Source organism: Pseudomonas sp. Tul2A7, assembly GCF_054790505.1.
In genome coordinates this window covers 4,836,017-4,855,892 of the sequence record NZ_CP186499.1, presented here as the reverse complement: position 1 = coordinate 4,855,892, position 19,876 = coordinate 4,836,017, and the positions used below count along the sequence as shown (strand labels likewise).

The following is a 19,876-nucleotide window of genomic DNA, read 5'->3' as shown; positions in this document are numbered from 1 at the left end:
GAGGTAACCTGCTGTAAATACGGAAAAAAGGAGCGCGCAGCAGCGAGTCCGTGCACGCGGCGCGCAGCCTGGAAAAACTAAAACATCGGGGCGTGGGTGTCTGACATGGGAAGCGGGGACAAGCCGTGCGCTTGAGCACCGCAAGCCCCCTGTGGGAGCGAGCCTGCTCGCGAAAGCGGTGTGTCAGTCGACATCAACGTTGACTGAACCAACGCCTTCGCGAGCAGGCTCGCTCCCACAGGTTTTGTGTCCGACGGTCAGAGACGGCGTTTTCGATTGAGGCTCGGGATGGTGGTCTGGGCGATCTCGACCTGCTTGGCCTGCCGCGAGGTCTGGGCCGCCAGCGCGGCCAGCGTCGGCTGGCTGAACAGCGTGCGCGCGTCGACATGCAGCCCGGCCAGACGCATGCGCGCGACCAGACTGACCGCCAACAGCGAATGCCCGCCCAGCTCGAAGAAGTTGTCGTCACGCCCGACCTGCTCGACGTTGAGCACCTGCGCCCAGATCTGCGCCAGGGCCGTTTCGACGTCGCCTTCGGGAGCCGCATAAGGCCGGCTGAGCAACGCCTCCGCCCCCGGTTCCGGCAACGCCTTGCGATCGATTTTGTCGTTGGGCGTCAAGGGCAGCGCCGCCAGCATCACGTAAGCGCCAGGCACCATGAATTCCGGCAACTGCGCCAACACATGCGCTCGCAATGCTTCCAGCGTCGGTGCAGCCTGCTCGGCACGCACGCTGTAATAAGCCACCAGCCGCTCATCGCGCACCAGCACCACCGCCTCGCGGATGGCCGGGTGTTCAAGCAGCCGCGCTTCAATCTCACCCAGCTCAAGACGCACCCCGCGCAGCTTGACCTGAAAGTCGTTGCGGCCGAGGAATTCGAGGTTGCCATCGGTGCCGTAACGCACCAGATCACCGCTGCGATACAAGCGATCACCGGCCACGAACGGACTGTCGATAAAGCGCTCGGCCTGCAATTGCGGCAGGCCCAGATAGCCGCGCGCCACGCCCACTCCACCAATGTGCAGATGACCACTGACGCCAAGCGGCACCGGCTGATCGCAGGCATCGAGGACATACAGGCGCGTGTTGCTCAGGGCCTTGCCGATCGGCACCAGCGTCGGCGGCACCGGCTCGCCGGGTTGCAGCGTCCAGCCGCTGCTGTCGACTGTGGTTTCGGTCGGCCCATAGACGTTGTGCAGACGCACCCACGGCAGGCGCTCGCGCACTTGCCGGGCCAGCGCAACGGTCAACTCGCCGCCACCGTTGAGCACATCGGTAAGGCTGGTGCACTGGCTGACGTCGTCCTGTTCGATGAACTGCTGCAACAACGCCGGCACGAACTTGACCACCGTGATGTTCTGCTCGCGGATCACTTGCGTGACATACGCCGAATCGCGATTGCCGTCGGCCCGCGCCAGCACCAGGCGCATGCCCGAGCACAGCGGCCAGAAGATCTCCCACACCGAACTGTCGAAACTGTACGGGGCCTTTTGCAGCAACGCGCCGTGTTCAGTGGGCGGCGACAACTGCGAGCCCCAGTGCACCATGTTGCAGGCACTGCGGTGCTCGATCATTACGCCTTTTGGCGTACCGGTGGAGCCGGAGGTGTAGATCATGTAGGCCAGGTTCGCCGCGCCGAGACCCGGTACCTGCGGATTTTCGTGCGGCTGCTCCTGCCATGCACCGAGGTCGAGATCGATCAGCGGCACGCCCGCCTCACCGAGCAGATCGCGCGTCGCCGCATGCACCAGCAGCGCAACCGGTGCGCTGTCCTGCAACATGTAGTTGAGGCGTTGCAGCGGATAATCCGGGTCGAGCGGCACATAGGCACCGCCGGCCTTGAGAATGCCCAGCAGACCGATCACCAGTTCCGGCCCGCGCTCGACGCAGATTGCGACTCGCGAATCCGGTTGTACTCCGAGCCCGCGCAGATGATGAGCCAAACGATTGGCCTGCTCGTTCAGCTCGCGATAGGTCAGGATTTGCCCGGCGAATTGCACGGCGATGGCATTCGGTTTGCGCTGCACCTGTTGTTCAAACAGCGCCTGAAGTGGCTGGTCCAGCGGGCAGTCGACTGCCGTATCGTTGAACTCGATCAGCAGCCGTTGCAGTTCTTCCGATGGTAACAACGGCAGGCTATTCAGCGGCCGCTGCGGCGTGGTCTCCAGCGCTTCGACCAAACCGCTCAGCGCCGACTGCACGTAAGCGCAAATCCGCTGCGCACCGATGCTCGACAAGGTTCGGGTGGTCAGACGCAAGCCTGTGCCGAGGTCATCGACACTCAGGGTAAACGGGTAATTGGTGCGCTCCTCGTTGGCCAGTGTCTCGATGCCCTGCCAGGTCTGCCGGGAGGTTGTTTGCTCGGCGTCATCGCTGTGCCGATAGTTGAGCAAGGCGCTGAACAACGGCGCTGGCGCAGCAACGCCGCTGCAACGCTGAGCCAGCGCCAAAGAGGCGTGCTCATGGGCGAGCAACGCGGTCAGCCGTGCATGGGTGGATTTCACCGCTGCGCGCGCGCCCTCGCCGACATCGACCCGCAGCGGCAAGGTGTTGATGAACACCCCCAGCGCCCGATCGGCACCCGCGCCGCCCTGCATGCGCCCCATCAGCACCGTGCCGAATACCACGCTTGGCTGCCCGGATGTTGCCGCCAATACTTGCGCCCAGGCGAGGTGGATCAGGCTGGCGACGCTGACGCCGGCCAGACGCGCCTGCTGTTGCAGACGTTGATAAAGATCGCTCGTCAGTGCTTGCTCGGCCTCCTCGATGTTGCTGCCGTCACCCTGCACATTCTGCAAAGCGAACGGCAAGGTCGGCTCATTGATGTCAGCGAGCATCTGGCGGAAAAACGCTTCATGCTCCTGTTCACTGACACCCAATCGCGTCTGCGCCACATAGTTGCGGTACGGCACCGGTGCCGCCAGCGGTTCGGCGCTCCCGGACAGGCTGGCGTGAATTTCTTCGCGCATCGCCTCCAACGCAATGTGATCCATCGCCAAGTGATGGAACAACAGGATACCTACCACCCGGTTGTGCGCGGGATCACGGGCATACATCAGGCGCAGCAGCGGCGCCTGACTGACATCGAGGCGATAACGCCGCGCGTCGAAGCGCTGGTACAACTGATCGATGATTGCGCCGCCAGCAGGGTCAAGTTCGACTTCCTGCACCGGCAAAATGGCCTCGCGCCAAACGACCTGAACCGGTGACGTCAGCCCTTCCCAAACCACCGCCGTACGCAGGATGTCGTGCCGTGCAATGACCTGACGCAGCGCAGCGGCGAAGGCCTCGACCCGCTCGAGGCTGTCGAACGCCAGCAGGGATTGCAGCAGGTACGGATCGCCCTGCGCAGCGGTGATGTGGTGATAGAGAATGCCTTCCTGCAACGGCGCCAAGGGGTAGATGTCCTGCACATTGGCGGCACCGCCCGGCACGGTTGCGACGATACGCTCGATCATCGCCTGTTCCAGTTGCACCAGTGGCAGCAGGTCTGGCGTGATGCGCGTGCAATCGGCAGGAATGCAGTTGGCCGGCACCTCGACTTCGCGACCGCTGCCCTCCGCTGCAGCCAGCGCCGCCAGTGTCGGCTGACTGAACAGCACGCGAACGTCGCTGCTCATGCCGATCTGGCGCATGCGCTCGATCAGGCCGACGGCCAACAAGGAGTGCCCGCCCAGCTCAAAGAAGTGGTCGTGACGCCCTACCCGTTCGACCTGCAAAACCTCGGCCCAGATCTGCGCCAGGGCGATTTCTACGTCACCCTGCGGCGCCTCGTACTGACGACGGATCAACGCTTCCGGCCCCGGTGCCGGCAAGGCTTGGCGATCAAGTTTGCCGTTGGCGGTCAGCGGCAACGTCGCCAGGCGGATGTAGGCGGCCGGCAGCATGGCGGCTGGCAAACGCGATGTCAGGTGCGCATGCAGTTGCAGGATGTCCAGCGTTTCGCGCTCGGTGAACCATGCCAACAGTTGACCGTCGCGCACCAGCACCACGGCTTCCTGCACCGCATCATGGCTGACGAGAGCGGCTTCGATTTCGCCCAGTTCGACACGCACGCCACGGACTTTCACCTGGTCATCGTTGCGACCGATGTACTCAAGGTTGCCGTCGGCGCGCCAACGGGCAAGGTCGCCGGTGCGATACATGCGCGCATCCGGCTGTGCACTGAACGGGTCGTCGAGGAAGCGTTCGGCCGTCAGATCCGGACGACTCAGGTAACCCCGGGCAACCCCGGCACCGCCGACATACAGCTCACCGATGATGCCGATCGGCACTGGACGCTGCTGATCATCGAGCAAATACGCGGTGGCATTGCTCACGGGTTTGCCGATGTGCAACGCCTGCCCCGGCGTGATCAACCCCGAGGTGGCGACCACCGTGGCCTCGGTCGGCCCGTAATTGTTGACCACCGCAAAACCCTGCGCACGGTTGAACTGGCGCAGACGATCACCGCCGATCAGCAAGGTGCGCAAGGTCGGGTGAGCGAGTTGTTTGCTGAAGGCATATTCGGCAATCGGTGTTGGCAAAAAGCTGACATCCAACGGCTGCGCCCGCCACCAGTCGAGCAGCGCGTCGATGTCTTCGTTGCCTTCGCTCGCGGGTGACAAATGCAACGTCGCCCCGGCACACAGCGCCGGCCAGACCTCCCAGGCCATCGCGTCAAAACCGAAGCCGGCCAGACTCGAGGTGTGCTGCCCGGGAGCGAGTCCGAATGCCGCGCAGTGCCAGTCGACCAGATTGCCCAGCGTGCGGTGTTCGACCATCACGCCTTTGGGCAAGCCGGTCGAGCCGGAGGTGTAAATCACATAAGCGAGGTGGCTGGTGGTCAACCCCGGCACGTCGGGATCGGTCACGTTGTCGAGCGACCATTCTCGGCGATCAAGCTCGATCACTGGCAGCGCTGTGGCGGGCAAGCGATCACGCAAATCACTTTGCGTCAGCAGCGCCACCGGAGCGCTGTCGCCGAGCAGATAACTCAGGCGCTCGTGCGGATGCGCCGGGTCGATCGGGACGTAAGCGGCGCCAGCCTTGAGAATCGCCAGCAGCCCGACCAGCGCCTCCAGGCCTCTGCGGGCAACGATCGCAACCCGGTCATCGGGCCGTACGCCGAGGCCCAGAAGATGATGAGCCAACGCATTGGCTTGCTGGTTCAGTTCGGCATAGCTCAGGGTTCGTCCCTGATACGTCGCGACCACGGCGTCCGGTTGTTCGGCCACTCGGGATACGAATCGCTGATGAATCAGTGGGCCTTGCGGATAACTGACACGGGTGTCGTTCCACTCATCGAGCAGGGCCAGCTCTGCCGGGCTATTGAGGTTGAAATCGGCTAGCGCCAGTGCCGGGCATTCCAGACCTTGCTCCAGAATCAGCAACAAGCGCTCGGTCAACGACGCAATCTCGTCAGCCGAGAAATAGGCCGGCGAGTACACCAGATGCAGCCAGGCCTTGTCGTTGTAACGGTTGCTGCGCAGGTGAAGGGCCAGCGGAGTCGCCTCGTGCTGGTTGGAGACCTTGACCGAGTGTCCCGACGCCTCACCGTAGCGATAATCATGGTCGTCCTGCTCGTAGGACACCGACAACTCGAACAGTTGCGCTCGGTCTTCACGCAACAGACCCAGCGCGCGGTTCATCTCGCTCAACGGGTAGCGTTGATGGCGAAAATCCTGCTTCAGGCTATCGCCGATTGCCTTGATCAATTCGCCAAATGACAGCGCCCGGCCAAACCCCATGTGCATTGCACTGACCTGGGTGAACAAGCCCAAGGTGCTTTTGAAGCGGGCACCGGAGCGATTGAGAATCGGCAAGCCGACCACCCACTCATCACGCTGCGCGGTACGACTGAAATACACATGCAGCGCCGCCAGCAAGACATGAAAGGCCGAACCACCGAGGTGCCGCGCGGCGTCTTTCATGCGCTCGTGCAACAACGCAGGAAAAGCCTCGACGTGGATGCGACTGGGCGCCGCTTCAGGCTCAAGGGGTTCGCGATGACGGGGAATCAACAAGGGTTCAGGCAGGCTGCGGTACTTGTCCAGCCAATAGCGTTGATCACGTTCATAGCGGGGTGATTGATGGTAGCGCGCGTCATCTTCGATAAAGCCGACATAGGACGGTGCCGCCCTGCGCGGATGCTCGCCACGGCACAACGCGCTGTAGATCTCGCCCACCGACTTGAACAGCAGCGCGAACGCCCAGCCATCGATGATCAAGTGATGGGCCTGGGCCGCCAACCAGTGGCGATGCCGATCGAGGCGAATCAGACTGAAGCGGAACAACGCTTGCCCGCTCATCACAAAGGCCTGCGTCATCTGCGCTTCGACCAGCGCCCGGGCTGCCGACTGGGGATCGGGATGCCCGCTGAAATCAAACAGCGGCATGACCACCGGCAGCGTCTGTGCGAACCCTTGCAACGGCAGCCCGTCGTGACCGACGTCCGCCAGCAGCACGATGCGCAAGGCGTCGTTCGCTGCCACCAGAGATTCAAGCGCCGATTGCAGCAATGCCGGATCCAGCGGCCCGCTCAGTTCGACGTAACCGCCAATGTTATACAGCGGCGAATCACCGCGGCTGAGTTGGTCCAGCCAGATATCCCGTTGGGCGGCAGTCAGCGCGAATGTCTCGACAGGCACGGACAGATCGCCCGCCACGTTGGCAGAAGTAGGCTGCATAAGATCCTTCTCATGAAATTTTGCCGGTATTCAAGCATCGGCCCCGCCACCGACATGACACCTGAAACCCGGACAACCAACACCCTGATACGCGCCATGGGCGTGCTTATCGCAGGCAAGGTCTAAAAATTCGGAGAGGAAATACTGAAAAGCTTGTAGGAAAAAAGCCACATACCAGCGCCGCCATTTGCCCGAGCGCCACCGATCAGAATTCACCATCGCCCCGTTTTCCGGGGCTTGAGCGTGACTGAACAGTCACGCTCGCCGATATGCCAGTGATCAACACCGTCAGAACCCCGGCGCCAACAATCAGAAATAGTGGCACTTTGTGTCCCTGTTTTCCCCTACAGACGTAGGACAAATCCATAGGCTTAAATCCCGCTCCAGATCGTGTTCAAGGAGAAATGACGGCGTGGGTGGCTTTTGCATAATCGGCAGACGATTCAGTGAGGGTTCTGAACCAGGGATGACAAGGATATGAATCTGACCGGCAGTATTCGCAATATGGAAAACCCGCATTTCTACTGGCAACTGGGTGAGCTGATTGCCAGCACCGGCGATGATCACTTCGCCACGAACATGTTCCAGTTGGTCGACACGCTGGTGCCGGTCAATCGGGTCGATCTCAGTGAGTGGACGCTCGATGAACGTCAGGCCAGCGTGGTTGAAATCAAGCCTTTGGGCAGTGCCGGCTTACCGCAGACTTTCCCCCCGCCCGATTCGCTGGAGAGACTGGACGATCATCCGTTGTTGCAGAAAATAATCGAAATGAATGACTCGTTGCTGATTCAGTTGAAAGCCTCACTGCTACCGCGTCATCCGCAGCACAGCGTGCATCAGTGCAACCTGGTGTCGCGCACTTCAAACCGCCGCTGCGTCATCTCGTTTTACCGTCCGCACACCCAGCGAGTTTTTTCTCTGCCGGAGCTGTCGTTTCTCAAGCACCTGTCCGACACCCTGCTGCCGCTGATAGAACGACATGCGCAAATCAGTCGACAATCCCTCGCCAAACAGCCACGCCAACCCTTGGCCGAGCTGGATCAGGCTCCGCTGGCGCAAGTATTCGATGAGCGCTTGGCGATCAGCGACATCGCCTTGTCGGTGCGTGAGAAAGAAGTCTGCCTGGGCCTGTTGACCGGCGGCACCGTGCCGCAAATGGCGGAGAAACTGCGGGTGAAAAACAGCTCGATCGAGACGTACCTGAAACGCGCCACGGCCAAACTCGGCGTCAGTGGTCGCCATGGTCTGGCGAAATGGATGGCCGGGGCCTGAGCACAACGCTCTTTACATGCATGAGGCAGTTCGATGTTGACGTTGCGACTTTCCCTGCTGTCCATCGCGGTGCTGATGGGCGGTTGTTCATTGATTCCCGAGTATCAGCGCCCCGCTTCACCCACCGCTGCGCAGTATCCGACAGCGACACAGGCTGCAACGAGCAGCGAGGACTGGCGCACGCTGTTCACTGATCCGGCGTTGCAGCAGCTGATTGAAAGCGCACTGGTCAACAACCGTGACTTGCGCGTGGCGGCATTGAATGTCGAAGCGTTCCAGGCGCAATACCGCATTCAGCGCGCCGACCTGCTGCCGGCGGTGTCGGCCAATGCCAATGAGCTGCGCCAGCGCATGCCGCCGAGCGTGACCCAAGGCAAGGCGCTGATCAATTCGACGTACTCGGTCAATCTCGGCATCAGCGCTTATGAGCTGGACTTCTTCGGTCGCGTGCGCAGCCTCAGCGAGGAGGCCTTGCAGACCTGGCTCTCGACTGAAGAGGCGCGGCGCAGTGCCGAGCTGAGTCTGGTGGCCAACGTCGCCAACGCCTACCTGACCTGGCGTGCCGATCAGGAGCTGCTGGTTCTCACTCGCGAGACCCTCGCCGCCGATGAACAGAGCCTGCACCTGACCACGCGCAACCGCGAGGCCGGCAAATCGTCGGCGCTGGAGCAGGCGCAGGCCAAAACCAGCGTCGACAGCTCACGGGCCAATCTGGCGCGCTATCAGCGTCAGGTCGCTCAGGACCTGAACAGCCTGACCTTGCTGGTCGGCGCGCCCGTGCCCGAGACCCTGCCCGCCCGACCACTGGCCAGCGATCTGGTGCAACAACTGCCGGCCGGTTTGCCATCGGATCTGCTGCAAAGGCGTCCGGACATTCTTCAAGCGGAGTACAAACTGAAAGCGGCCAACGCCAATATCGGCGCAGCGCGCGCGGCTTTTTTCCCCAGCGTCAGCCTGACGGCGAATGCCGGCACCTCCAGTCGAGACCTTTCCGGCTTGTTCGGCGCCGGTTCCGGGGCCTGGACGTTTCAGCCGCAGATCAGCCTGCCGATCTTCAATGCCGGCAGCCTGCGCGCGAGTCTGGATTATTCGAAGTTGCAGAAAGACGTGGCGGTGGCCGAATACGAAAAATCCATTCAGACCGCGTTTCAGGAAGTCGCCGACGGCCTCGCCGCGCGCAGCACGTATCAGCAGCAATTGCAGGCACAGCGTGATCTGGTCGAGGCCACGCAGACCTACTACAACCTGGCGCAGAACCGCTATCAGAATGGCGTCGACAGCAGCCTGACGTTCCTTGATGCGCAGCGTTCGCTGTTCAGTTCGCAGCAAGGTCTGATCACCGATCGTCTTGCGCAACTGGTCGCCGAGGTCAATCTGTACACCGCGCTGGGCGGTGGCTGGAGCGTTGAGGATTCGCGGGTGCAGTGAGTCCGTCGTCACTTTTTCTTACACCTTTTGTCGCTCGATCCTGTGCCGTGCGGCGATCCGTGGCCGGCCTCTGCCCTCAGTTTGGTATCATGCGCCGCTTTTACGGTTAACCCCCCGCCAGTCCTGCTGACTGACGGGCTGCAAAAGGCGGTATTAGATGACGGCTTTGTTGACTCGCCGCAAGGTGCTTGCGGGAATGGGCGTGCTCGGGCTAGGCCTGCTCGCCGGCTGCGACACCCGCGGCCAACTGTCGTACAAGTACGGCAAGGATCTGAGTAACAAGATCATGGGGCGCACCTTCAAACTGAAGAACACCGACGGCGAAACCATGACGCTGTCGAGCTTTCGCGGCATGATGCCGATGGTCTTCTTCGGCTTCACCCAGTGCCCGGCAGTCTGCCCGACCACTCTGGCCCGCGCGGCAAAAATCAAGAAGCTGATGGGCGCCGATGGCGATCGTTTGCAGGTGATCTTCATCAGTCTCGATCCCGAGCGCGACACCCCGGAAATCCTCGACGCCTACATGAAAGCCTTCGACCCGACCTTCGTTGCGCTGTACGGCACGCTTGAGGAAACCGCGGCCACCGCCAAGGAGTTCGACGTGTTCTACGAGAAAGTCCCGGCCGGCGACACGTACACCATCTCGCACACTGCCACCAGTTACGTTTACGACTCCAACGGCGGCTTGCGCCTGGGTCTGTCCACCTCGCTTTCGGCAGAACAATGCACGGAAGATTTGCTTACTGTTATGGAGGTTTGCTGATGCAACCTGTTCTGAACCACATCAAACGCGCTGTCATCGGCCTGTCTCTGCTGGGCCTGGCGTTCCAAGTGTCCGCGCAGACCAAAGTCGACGACGCCTGGGTCCGTGCCACCGTGCCAACCCAGTCCGCCAGCGGCGCGTTCATGACCCTCACCGCTGACAGCGACAGCAAGCTGCTCAGCGTCGCCACCCCAGCGGCCCGAGACGTGCAGATCCACGAAATGAGCATGAAGAATGACGTCATGAGCATGGGCCCGGTGAAGTTCGTCGAGCTGCCAGCCGGCAAAGCCGTGAAGCTTGATCCTAACGGCTACCACGTGATGCTGATGGGCCTGAACGGTCAACTGAAAGAAGGCGAAAGCGTGCCGCTGACCCTGACCGTCGAGAACGCCAAAGGCGAGAAAGAAACCATCGAAGTCAAAGCGCCGGTGCGCGCGCTGACCAGCATGGAAGGTCACGATCACAGCAAAATGCACTGATCTGACTGAGCGGCAATAAAAAGGGGCGGCCTGATCGATGATCGGGCCGCCCCTTTTTTTTGATGTGTGCCGAATTAACGCTTGCGGGCCAATGCCCTGCGCACGCTTTCCCGTGACATCCCCGAGCCGGAACGGGGCACGGCTTCAACGACGGTTGCCTTGGCCAACTGTTCCTTGCGCTTTTCCACCTCACGCCACTGGTAACCGAGATATCCGCCTGCCGCCACAATCCCCAGCCAACCGAACACCGAACTGACGAAGAACCACAGCCCGAGGGTGATCCATACGTTTTTCGAGGTGAACAACTTCAAACTGTCATCGACAGGCAGCGGTTCCTCCGGTTCAACCGCTGCCTGCGTCACCGGTACTCTATGCACCCCATCCAGATCAATGCGCCAAGCGAAATCCGCCCCGGCCACAGGAACGTCTAGCTGATTGCCTTCAGCACGATGCACCCGAATTTCGCCATCGACGAGCGACATGGAGCTGAAACTGATCTGGGCTTCATAGTGAATCTCGCCGTTGACCTGGGTCACGACCGTTCGTTTTTGGTCGATGGGGGTGTCGCGCATGTCGATTCCTTGAGCGTTCCACGTCGGACGACGTGCGAAGGGATAATCCGTTTGGCTCGAATGCTACTGAGTGGTTATTACGCTGTCCAGAAAGCGTGACCCTAAGCTGCTGACCTACGCGAAATCCTCCGGCATGAGTGTGTTCGCGGCTACCAGCCATGATGGAAAGCGTGCTTTACATCGGATAAGTCTTCGGCGACCATGTAAAGGGTCTTTTACATAGGAAGTAAAGAATGAACCGGTACTACCTCGAATTGGGCGCTGCATTAATCATCTACATGCTGGTGCTGACTGCTTCATTGATTGCCTCGCAATACCTGATGGACGCCCCCATCGTGCTGCGCTCGGCCGTCGCACTGACCCCGATCCTTCCTGCAGGCCTGATGTGCTGGGCCATCGTGCGCAATATGCGGCGCATGGACGAAATGCATCTGCGCATCCAGTTCGAAGCCTTGGGGTTTGCCTTCGCCGCCTCGGCACTGTTGACCTTCAGCTACGGTTTTCTGGAAAACGTCGGTGCTCCGCACATTCCGTGGACGTGTGTGTGGCCGGTGATGGGGCTGATGTGGATTGTCGGCCTGCAAATTGCGCGACGCCGCTACCAATGAAAAACCGCCTCAAGGAATTGCGCGCCGAGCGCAAGTGGTCGCAAGTCGATCTGGCGCAACGCCTGAACGTGTCGCGCCAGACCATCAACGCGATTGAAAACGAACGCTACGACCCGAGCCTGCCATTGGCCTTTCAGATTGCCCGGGCGTTCGAGATGCCGATTGAAAGCATTTTTGATGATGGCGAACCTGCGCGCGACTGACCGTCGCACGCGGCTCGACGACGGGCTCAGCCGTTGCGTGACAACGCCTTGCGCACATTGATGCTGGTCACGGCTGCGGGCTGGGTCGGTGCCTGCACCTCGGGCTGATCGGGCGCTTGTGCCTGGGCAGGTAGCGGTGCGTGATATTGGCTTTCGACCCGCTGATTCAATTGGGCAAGAAAGCTATCCAGTGCCGTGATCAGCAGCTTCTTGCGCTTGGAGCCTTTGACGCACTGATAAATGTAGTAGCCCGCTCCCACCAGAAAACCCAGTACGCCTGAAACGAAACCGATGCCGATCCACAGGGCAAAGGCAATCAGCAAGGGCTTCCAGCGAAACGGCGACAGTTCGAGTTCGGTGTTCAGCGCCTTGCCATCGCGAATCTGATATGTCTTGGCTGAGGCCTGGTTTTGCAGGTGAGTGTGCAAAACGGTCTTGCCATCGTTGCTGACGGCGCTGATCAGCGAAATGTCCTGCCCGCTGCGCAGAGGAATATCGAGACCGCGCAAATGGATATCGTGTTCGATGCCGTCGGCCGTTTTGATCCAGAACTCATGATTGACGACCAACACAGTGTTGATCTGAAGTGCGACAGGTTGGCCAAGGCTGTTGACTTGTCCGTTACCACCGGTGGAGGTGATGTGGGTTTCGCTCATTTTCTCGCTGCCCACCACTTCACCGCTCAACACAGTGAAGTCAACGGTCAGATCGCCATGGGTGAACTTGTGCATTGGGGGGGTCCTTGATGCGTCGACCGACGTTCGGGATAGAAATCCATAGGCCGCGAATGCTACTAAGTGGCCATCTCCCTGTCCAGAACGCCACGCCCCCTCGTCATCAATCGCCCACTTAGCTCCCCGCGCCACCATACGCTTCTTCAAAGAAGTAATCCTTCCAGCTGTCGGCCTTGTTCTTCAGCACGCCAAGCTCCTGCAACTTCTCTGCGTAGATGAACGTACGCTGCGGCACCACGGTGAAATCGATTTCCGGGTCCTTGACGATTTGCTCAACCAGGGCCAACGGCAACTTCGACTGTTCGACACGAATGTACGCCTGAGCCGCCGCCGGCTTATCAGCCTTGATAATCTTCTCGGCCTCGGCCAACGCGTCGTAGAACGCCTTGTAGGTTTTCGGGTTTTCGTCGTGGAATTTTTCCGTGGTGTACAACACGTTGAACGTCGCCTGGCCGCCGAGCACGTCATAGGAACTCAGCACTTTGTGCACGTTGGGATTCTGCAACGCCTGGTACTGGAACGGCGGGCTGGAGAAGTGCGAGTTGATTTCCGAACCGCCGGCAATCAGGGCCGCCGTCGCATCGGGGTGCGGCAGACTGACCGAGATGTCGTCGAATTTCTTGTATTGGGCGTCGCCGAATTCCTTCGCGGTTTCGATCTGCAAAGTACGCGACTGGAAGCCCACGCCGGCAGCAGGCACGGCAATCCGGTCCTTGTCAGTGAAGTCTTTGAGGGTCTTGATGTTCGGATTGTTGGTCAACAAATAGTTGGGCATCGACCCCAGTGCGGCAATGGCTTTGACGTTCTGTTTGCCCTTGGTGCGATCCCACACGGTGAGCATCGGCGGTACACCGGCGGAAACCACGTCGAGCGATCCGGTGAGCAACGCTTCGTTCATCGCCGTGGCACCGGAGATGCTGTTCCAGTCGACCTTGATGTCGAGGCCCTGCGCCTTACCGTGTTTTTCGATGAGGTTCTGGTCGCGTACCACATCGAGAATCAGGTAACCGATGCCGAATTGCTGGGCAATGCTGATCTTGCCCTCGGCCTGAGCGCCGGTGCTGAACAGCACACTGGCTGCCAGAGAAGCGGCCAACAGAGTCAGTGCGGAACGTTTGAACGGTGTGGCCATGACAACCTCGCAGCATGGGGTGGTTTGCTGAAAGGACTGACTTTATAGATATAAAAAACAGAAATTAAATATCTTTATCGCATATCGATAGCACGGGTTGTTGAGCGGAATGAGGATGCGAGCTTTTTGATTCTGAGGATTAAAAAGACCGCAGCGTTGCGCAACTCCTCTATTGGATACCGGTGATGGTTAGGCGGCTTAAACAGCCTGAAACAATAAATCCGTCGGGGGCAATATCGCCGATTGCCGTTTGACCCGAGGGCCGGTGAGGGCTGCAGACGCGACATCACCTTCGAGAGCTCGCGTACCAGCGCATCAGTTGAGCGTTTAAAAGGGCGATCAGACAGTCCACCCTTGGTATCATCGCGCACACTTTTATGACGATTTAATGGCTGGAAGGTCTTTTTTGTGAGCGCTCTTTTTAACCGGTTGCGGCAGCCACATGCCCGCCTCTTTTCGTTGATCTTTCTCGTGCTGATTGTGCCGGTGTGCCTGCGTGCGGCACTGGGCTGGTCGGCACCGCTGGGTTATTTGTCGGACCTGGCCATTGGCAGCCTGTTGGTGGTATTGCTGCATCGCCGGGCGTGGTGGCTGGCCTTGCCGGTATTGCTGTTCTGGGGATTGCTGGCGGTGGCGACCGCTGAACTGGTCAGCGCCGTCGGTCGTCTGCCGACGCCTTCGGACATTCATTACCTGATCGATCCGCAGTTCGTGGAAAATTCCACGGGTGGCGGGCTGGCGCATCCGGCGCTGAGCATCACTTTGCTGCTGGCTCTGGTGTTATGGCTGCTGGCCCAATTTACGGGCCGTGGCATGCCGCGTCCGCCCCTGCCCCGCGCTGTCTGGAGTGTGCCGCTGGTACTGTTCGCCGCGCACTGGGGCGCGCAGAACCTGTGGCCGAGCGAAGCCGATCCATGGCGCCAGTACAACCTGCCGCACCAGTTGCTGGCCACCGAGGTCGCCGATCTGCAGATTCGGGGCGAGGAATGGCTGGACGGTGATGTCGAAGAACCCGCGCCGGCCATGGCCGGGCTCACCGATGTCGACCTCAATGGGCAGAAACTGTTGGCCGCACCGGGGCAAGCGCGCAATGTGCTGGTCATCGCCCTGGAAGGCATTCCCGGCGCCTATATCCGCGCCAACCGCGAGGCCATCGGCAGCCATTATCAGGAAGACCTGATGCCCAACCTCAGCCGCTGGGCCGAGCGCGGCATGAACACTCCGGATTACGTGCTGCACACGCACCAGACCATTCGCGGTCTGTACGCGATGCTTTGCGGCGATTACGACAAACTCAACAACGGCACGCCCAAAGGCGTGGAGATGCTCACCCTCAACGAGCGCAATCAGGCCTGCCTGCCGGCACAACTGCGTGATCACGGCTTCAGCACGCACTATTTACAAGGTGCCGGGCTGCGCTTCATGGCCAAAGACAAGATCATGCCGCACATCGGTTTCGATGCGACTCATGGCCTGGAATGGTTCAGCAATAGCAACTATCTGGAGTTCCTGTGGGGCAAGGATGACAAGGCGTTTTTCGAAGGTGCGCTGGACTATGTCGGCCAACTGAAAAAGCAGAAGCAGCCGTGGATGCTGACATTGCTGACCGTCGGCACGCATCAGCCCTACTCCGCGCCCGAGGAATATCTGGAGCGCTACGAAACGCCAAAACAGGCGGCCGTCGGTTATCTCGACGATGCGCTGGAACAGTTCCTCAGCGGCCTCGAACGCCAGGGCGTTCTGAAAGACACGCTGGTGGTGATCACCTCGGACGAATCCCACGGCATCGACGGCGTGCGCCTGGCCTCTTCGTGGGGCTTCAATCTGACCCTGGCGCCGGAGCATGAACAACTGCCGCGCCTGAATGCCGGGGTTTACGGCCACGTCGATCTGAGCGCCTCGATCCTCGACTATTTCGACTTGCCGGTACCCACCGCACTGAGCGGCCGCTCACTGTTTCGCGACTACGATACCGGTCGCGAAATCATGTCGTTCACCAACGGCAAGCTGCGCTATCACAATGGTCAAGGCATCTTCTCCGAATGCGACATGCCGCGCCGCTGCCGCTACTACGAAAGCGCCGGGTTCATCGCCGAAAAAGCTACCTATAAAGGCAACTACAGCGGCCACCCGGCCCGGCAGATCGCTGCTCGCGCCAACGCCCTCGACCTTTCGCTGCTGCGCACACCGCTCAATCATCGCTATCAGTTCGGCAGCACCAACGTCATCCCGCTGCAAGCGCAGATCAACGATGACTGGGCCGACAACCTGATCGGCGCGCAGTACCTGGAAATGCCCAAAGGCTCGCACACCCGCGTGCGCCTGACCGTGCGCTCGGTCGATCCGCAGCAGGCGGCGTACATTCAGCTCAAGGCCAAAGAGTTTGAACAGGACGTGCAGATCGGTTTGCCACAGGAGATGGTCGCAACCGCCGAGCAGCCACTGGAAATGAACTTCAGCTTCGACAACCCGCAAGAGCGCAAAGCGTTTTCTTTCCATTTGCTGGGGTATGGGTTGGGTGCGGTTGAAGTGACGGACTTCAGTGTGATCACTGAATTGCCGGGGCAGGAAGATCTGCTGGAGGAGGTTCTGGAAGACACGACAGCCCAATCCAGTTAAGCAGCAGTTTTAGCATTTTCTAAAATCATTGCGTCATGCAGGCGCTTTCAGAGTGCGCCTGCATTTTTTCTCGACTCACCCCTTCGCAATATCGAAGGCCCCGCTCACTTTCCGTCCACCGGGTAGTAAAAAATCGACGGCCCCTTCGACACTGTTACGATCATTTTTGAAGGTGACAGTTACCGAACCTGCCTCAACGGCATGCACAACACCCTCGATCGTGACTTGCCACTCAAGCGTCCCGGTATAGTACTTCACGACATGAGGTCCACTGCCCTCCAAGGAAACCGGAACAGAAAAGCCGACAAGATTTTCATTGTTATCAGCCATCCCGATAATGAAAAAATCTGTGACGCCCTGTTGAAACAAGACCGTATCGCTTTTAAGGAACGGTTGTTTGTCAACGCTCGCATCAAAGCTTCCCTTCCCCGCTTTTTTTCTGTGCAAAAGAGAGCTGATTTCAATCTGCATGATCTTCTCCTTTCAATAGCCTGCAATAAGACGGATGGAACATCCGCCTGACTGAAAAGTAAGCTGCTGGCACTTCCACAACAACTGTCATAAATGACAGTTCTTTAGACGCTTTTGAAATAAAGATTTTCTTGCTCATGACGAAAGCAGCGGCCTTGCGAAAGACTTTGCCTATCACCCTCCAATAGTCGGCCTATTAGCTGACTTCCCAAGTCGGGTCTAGCCTTACTAGTCCGAAGTCGGCACGAGCCGGCCGTAGCAGACCTGATAAGGACCCGAACATGGCAAACGAATCGAAATGCCCGTTCAACCACGCCGCCGGTGGTGGTACGACGAACCGTGACTGGTGGCCGAATCAACTCAACCTGAAAATCCTGAGTCAGCACTCGCCCAAGTCCGACCCGCTGGGCAAGGATTTCGACTACGCCAAAGCTTTCAAAAGCCTGGACTTCCAGGCACTGAAACAAGATCTCAACGCGCTGATGACCGACTCCCAGGACTGGTGGCCGGCCGACTTTGGCCATTACGGCCCCCTCTTCATCCGTATGGCCTGGCACAGCGCCGGCACCTATCGCACCGCCGATGGCCGTGGTGGCGCCGGTTCCGGCCAGCAACGTTTTGCGCCGCTCAACAGCTGGCCGGACAACGTCAGTCTCGACAAGGCCCGCCGCCTGCTATGGCCGATCAAGCAGAAATATGGCCGCAATATTTCCTGGGCTGACCTGATCGTTCTCACCGGGAACGTTGCGCTGGAATCCATGGGCTTCAAAACCTTCGGTTTCTCCGGTGGCCGCCCCGATGTGTGGGAACCGGATGAGGACGTCTACTGGGGCTCCGAGCACGAATGGCTGGGTGGCGACAGCCGCTATGGCAAAGACAAGTCCGCCATGCAGGAGCCCGGTGACGGCACGCTGGTGGCCGAGCCGGATTTGCACGGCAAAGAAGAGAGCCGCACCGATCAGGGCGAACGCAATCTGGAAAATCCGCTGGCCGCCGTACAGATGGGCCTGATTTACGTGAACCCGGAAGGCCCTGAGGGCAATCCCGATCCAGTGGCCTCGGCCCACGACATTCGCGAAACCTTTGGCCGCATGGCCATGAACGATGAAGAAACCGTCGCGTTGATCGCCGGCGGTCACGCCTTCGGCAAAACCCACGGCGCCGGCCCTGCCGATAACGTCGGGCCTGAGCCGGAAGCGGCTGGCCTCGAAGAACAGGGCCTCGGCTGGCGCAACGCGTTCGGCACCGGCAAGGGTGGCGACACCATCACCAGCGGCCTCGAAGTGACCTGGACCACCACACCGACGAAGTGGAGTAACAACTACCTGGAAAACCTGTTCGGTTTCGAGTGGGAGTTGAGCAAAAGTCCTGCGGGTGCGCATCAGTGGATTCCGAAAAACGGCGCCGGTGCCGGCACTGTTCCGCATGCCCATGATCCGAGCAAAAAGCTTTCGCCAACCATGCTCACCTCCGACCTTGCGCTGCGTTTCGACCCTGCCTACGAGCAGATCTCGCGGCGTTTCCTCGCCAACCCGGATCAGTTGACCGATGCTTTCGCTCGCGCCTGGTACAAGCTCATCCACCGCGACATGGGCCCGCTGTCGCGCTACCTCGGCCCGGAACTGCCGAACGAAGAACTGCTGTGGCAGGATCCGATTCCCGATGTCACTCACCCACTGATCGACGACAACGATGCCGCAGCGCTGAAAAGCAAAGTACTCGCCTCAGGCCTGTCGGTGTCGCAACTGGTCTCCACCGCCTGGGCGGCACTCTCGACGTTCCGCGGTTCAGACAAGCGCGGCGGCGCCAACGGCGGTCGTCTGCGTCTGGCGCCGCAGAAGTTCTGGCAAGCCAACCAGCCTGAGCAACTGGCCAAAGTGCTGCAAACCCTTGAGGGCATTCAGAACGAGTTCAATGGCGGCGGCGCGGGCAAGAAAGTCTCGTTGGCAGACCTGATCGTGTTGGCAGGGAATGCCGGGATTGAGCAAGCAGCGAAAAACGCCGGGCACTCCGTCTCCGTGCCGTTCAGTCCAGGGCGTACGGACGCCAGCCAAGAGCAAACCGACGTCGACTCGTTTGGCTTCCTTGAACCGATTGCCGATGGTTTCCGCAACTACAGCAAGGGCAAATACACCGTGTCGGCCGAGGCGCTGCTGATCGACAAGGCACAACTGCTGACCCTCACCGCGCCGGAGATGACCGTGCTGCTGGGTGGTTTGCGGGTGTTGAACACCAATGTCGGGCAGACCCGGCATGGTGTGTTCACCTCGCAGACCGAGGCGCTGACCAATGACTTCTTCACCAACCTGCTGGACATGGGGGTGGAGTGGAAGCCAACGTCACGGGATGCGGATGAGTTCGAAGGACGCGACCGTAAAACCGGCAGCGTGAAGTGGACGGCGACGCGGGTTGATCTGGTGTTTGGTTCCAATGCGCAATTAAGGGCGCTGGCTGAGGTGTATGCCAGTTCGGATGCGAAGGAGCAGTTTGTTAAGGACTTTGTCGCGGCTTGGACGAAGGTGACGAATCTGGATCGGTTTGATTTGAAGTAATTTTCGGTAGATAAAAACGCCGCATTTTTTAATGCGGCGTTTTTTTGTGTGTACGGCTTGGGTTTTGTGGTGATGCGTGAATCCTACCCCCTCACCCCAGCCCTCTCCCCCAGGGGGGCGAGGGGGAAAGGGAGCCGATCTTCGTGCTTTTCAAGTCCTGAGTTCGACTCGGTCGTTCAGGTCGGCGTATAGCGCAAAGACACCTCGGTCAGTCCCCTCTCCCACTGGGAGAGGGTTAGGGTGAGGGGCTTTTCAGATCCTGAGTTCGACTCCGGACTTTCAGGTCGGTGTATAGCGCAAAGACACCTCGGTCAGTCCCCTCTCCCACTGGGAGAGGGTTAGGGTGAGGGCCGATCCACAACTGGAACACCGACT

Annotated in this window: 13 protein-coding genes; 8 read left to right on the top strand and 5 right to left on the bottom strand. The window is 59.9% G+C overall.

All coding sequences use genetic code 11. The features are described from left to right. Positions 1 to 257: 257 nt before the first annotated feature. Positions 258 to 6,668, bottom strand: coding sequence for an amino acid adenylation domain-containing protein (locus ACOYXJ_RS21815; protein ID WP_460371362.1), 6,411 nt, complete (start codon positions 6,666 to 6,668; stop codon positions 258 to 260). Positions 6,669 to 7,145: 477 nt separating this feature from the next. Between ACOYXJ_RS21815 and ACOYXJ_RS21810 the strand changes: the two genes are divergently transcribed. The 4 genes from ACOYXJ_RS21810 to ACOYXJ_RS21795 all read left to right on the top strand — a co-directional run bounded on the left by ACOYXJ_RS21810 (position 7,146) and on the right by ACOYXJ_RS21795 (position 10,610). Next, positions 7,146 to 7,940: a helix-turn-helix transcriptional regulator gene (locus ACOYXJ_RS21810; protein WP_150794994.1), complete on the top strand. Its 795-nt coding sequence runs from the start codon at positions 7,146 to 7,148 to the stop codon at positions 7,938 to 7,940. A gap of 33 nt (positions 7,941 to 7,973) precedes the next feature. Next, on the top strand, positions 7,974 to 9,368 hold the full coding sequence (locus ACOYXJ_RS21805; RefSeq protein ID WP_460371361.1) for an efflux transporter outer membrane subunit: 1,395 nt from the start codon (positions 7,974 to 7,976) through the stop codon (positions 9,366 to 9,368). A gap of 157 nt (positions 9,369 to 9,525) precedes the next feature. After that, entirely contained in the window at positions 9,526 to 10,131 is a 606-nt protein-coding gene (locus ACOYXJ_RS21800) for an SCO family protein (protein WP_008079652.1), read from the top strand. Next, positions 10,131 to 10,610, top strand: a complete 480-nt coding sequence (locus ACOYXJ_RS21795; RefSeq protein WP_460371360.1) for a copper chaperone PCu(A)C — start codon at positions 10,131 to 10,133, stop codon at positions 10,608 to 10,610. The genes ACOYXJ_RS21800 and ACOYXJ_RS21795 overlap by 1 nt, the downstream gene beginning before the upstream one ends. Before the next feature lie 74 nt (positions 10,611 to 10,684). On the opposite strand, the gene ACOYXJ_RS21790 is transcribed toward ACOYXJ_RS21795, so the two are convergent. Then, the gene (locus ACOYXJ_RS21790) at positions 10,685 to 11,182 is read right to left on the bottom strand and encodes a hypothetical protein (protein ID WP_460371359.1); all 498 of its coding nucleotides are present in this window, start codon (positions 11,180 to 11,182) and stop codon (positions 10,685 to 10,687) included. Between the two features lie 233 nt (positions 11,183 to 11,415). Between ACOYXJ_RS21790 and ACOYXJ_RS21785 the strand changes: the two genes are divergently transcribed. Next, complete coding sequence (locus tag ACOYXJ_RS21785) at positions 11,416 to 11,790, top strand: hypothetical protein (RefSeq protein ID WP_186614901.1); 375 nt, start codon at positions 11,416 to 11,418, stop codon at positions 11,788 to 11,790. Then, positions 11,787 to 11,993: a helix-turn-helix transcriptional regulator gene (locus ACOYXJ_RS21780; protein WP_150794990.1), complete on the top strand. Its 207-nt coding sequence runs from the start codon at positions 11,787 to 11,789 to the stop codon at positions 11,991 to 11,993. Before ACOYXJ_RS21785 ends, ACOYXJ_RS21780 begins: the two co-directional genes overlap by 4 nt. 26 nt (positions 11,994 to 12,019) lie before the next feature. On the opposite strand, the gene ACOYXJ_RS21775 is transcribed toward ACOYXJ_RS21780, so the two are convergent. Further along, the gene (locus ACOYXJ_RS21775) at positions 12,020 to 12,724 is read right to left on the bottom strand and encodes a hypothetical protein (protein ID WP_460371358.1); all 705 of its coding nucleotides are present in this window, start codon (positions 12,722 to 12,724) and stop codon (positions 12,020 to 12,022) included. A 118-nt stretch (positions 12,725 to 12,842) separates the two neighbouring features. Further along, a complete protein-coding gene (locus tag ACOYXJ_RS21770) occupies positions 12,843 to 13,859 on the bottom strand; it encodes an ABC transporter substrate-binding protein (protein ID WP_460371357.1) in 1,017 nt (338 codons plus the stop codon). 408 nt (positions 13,860 to 14,267) lie between these two features. Here ACOYXJ_RS21770 and ACOYXJ_RS21765 point away from each other — a divergent pair, with 408 nt between their 5' ends. Continuing rightward, entirely contained in the window at positions 14,268 to 16,478 is a 2,211-nt protein-coding gene (locus ACOYXJ_RS21765; protein ID WP_460371356.1) for an LTA synthase family protein, read from the top strand. Positions 16,479 to 16,553: 75 nt separating this feature from the next. Here the strand turns inward: ACOYXJ_RS21765 and ACOYXJ_RS21760 are convergent, their stop codons facing one another. Continuing rightward, a complete protein-coding gene (locus ACOYXJ_RS21760; protein WP_460371355.1) occupies positions 16,554 to 16,949 on the bottom strand; it encodes a hypothetical protein in 396 nt (131 codons plus the stop codon). 281 nt (positions 16,950 to 17,230) lie between these two features. Between ACOYXJ_RS21760 and katG the strand changes: the two genes are divergently transcribed. Beyond that, positions 17,231 to 19,501, top strand: a complete 2,271-nt coding sequence (gene katG / locus ACOYXJ_RS21755) for a catalase/peroxidase HPI (RefSeq protein WP_460371354.1) — start codon at positions 17,231 to 17,233, stop codon at positions 19,499 to 19,501. The last annotated feature ends 375 nt before the right edge of the window (positions 19,502 to 19,876 follow it).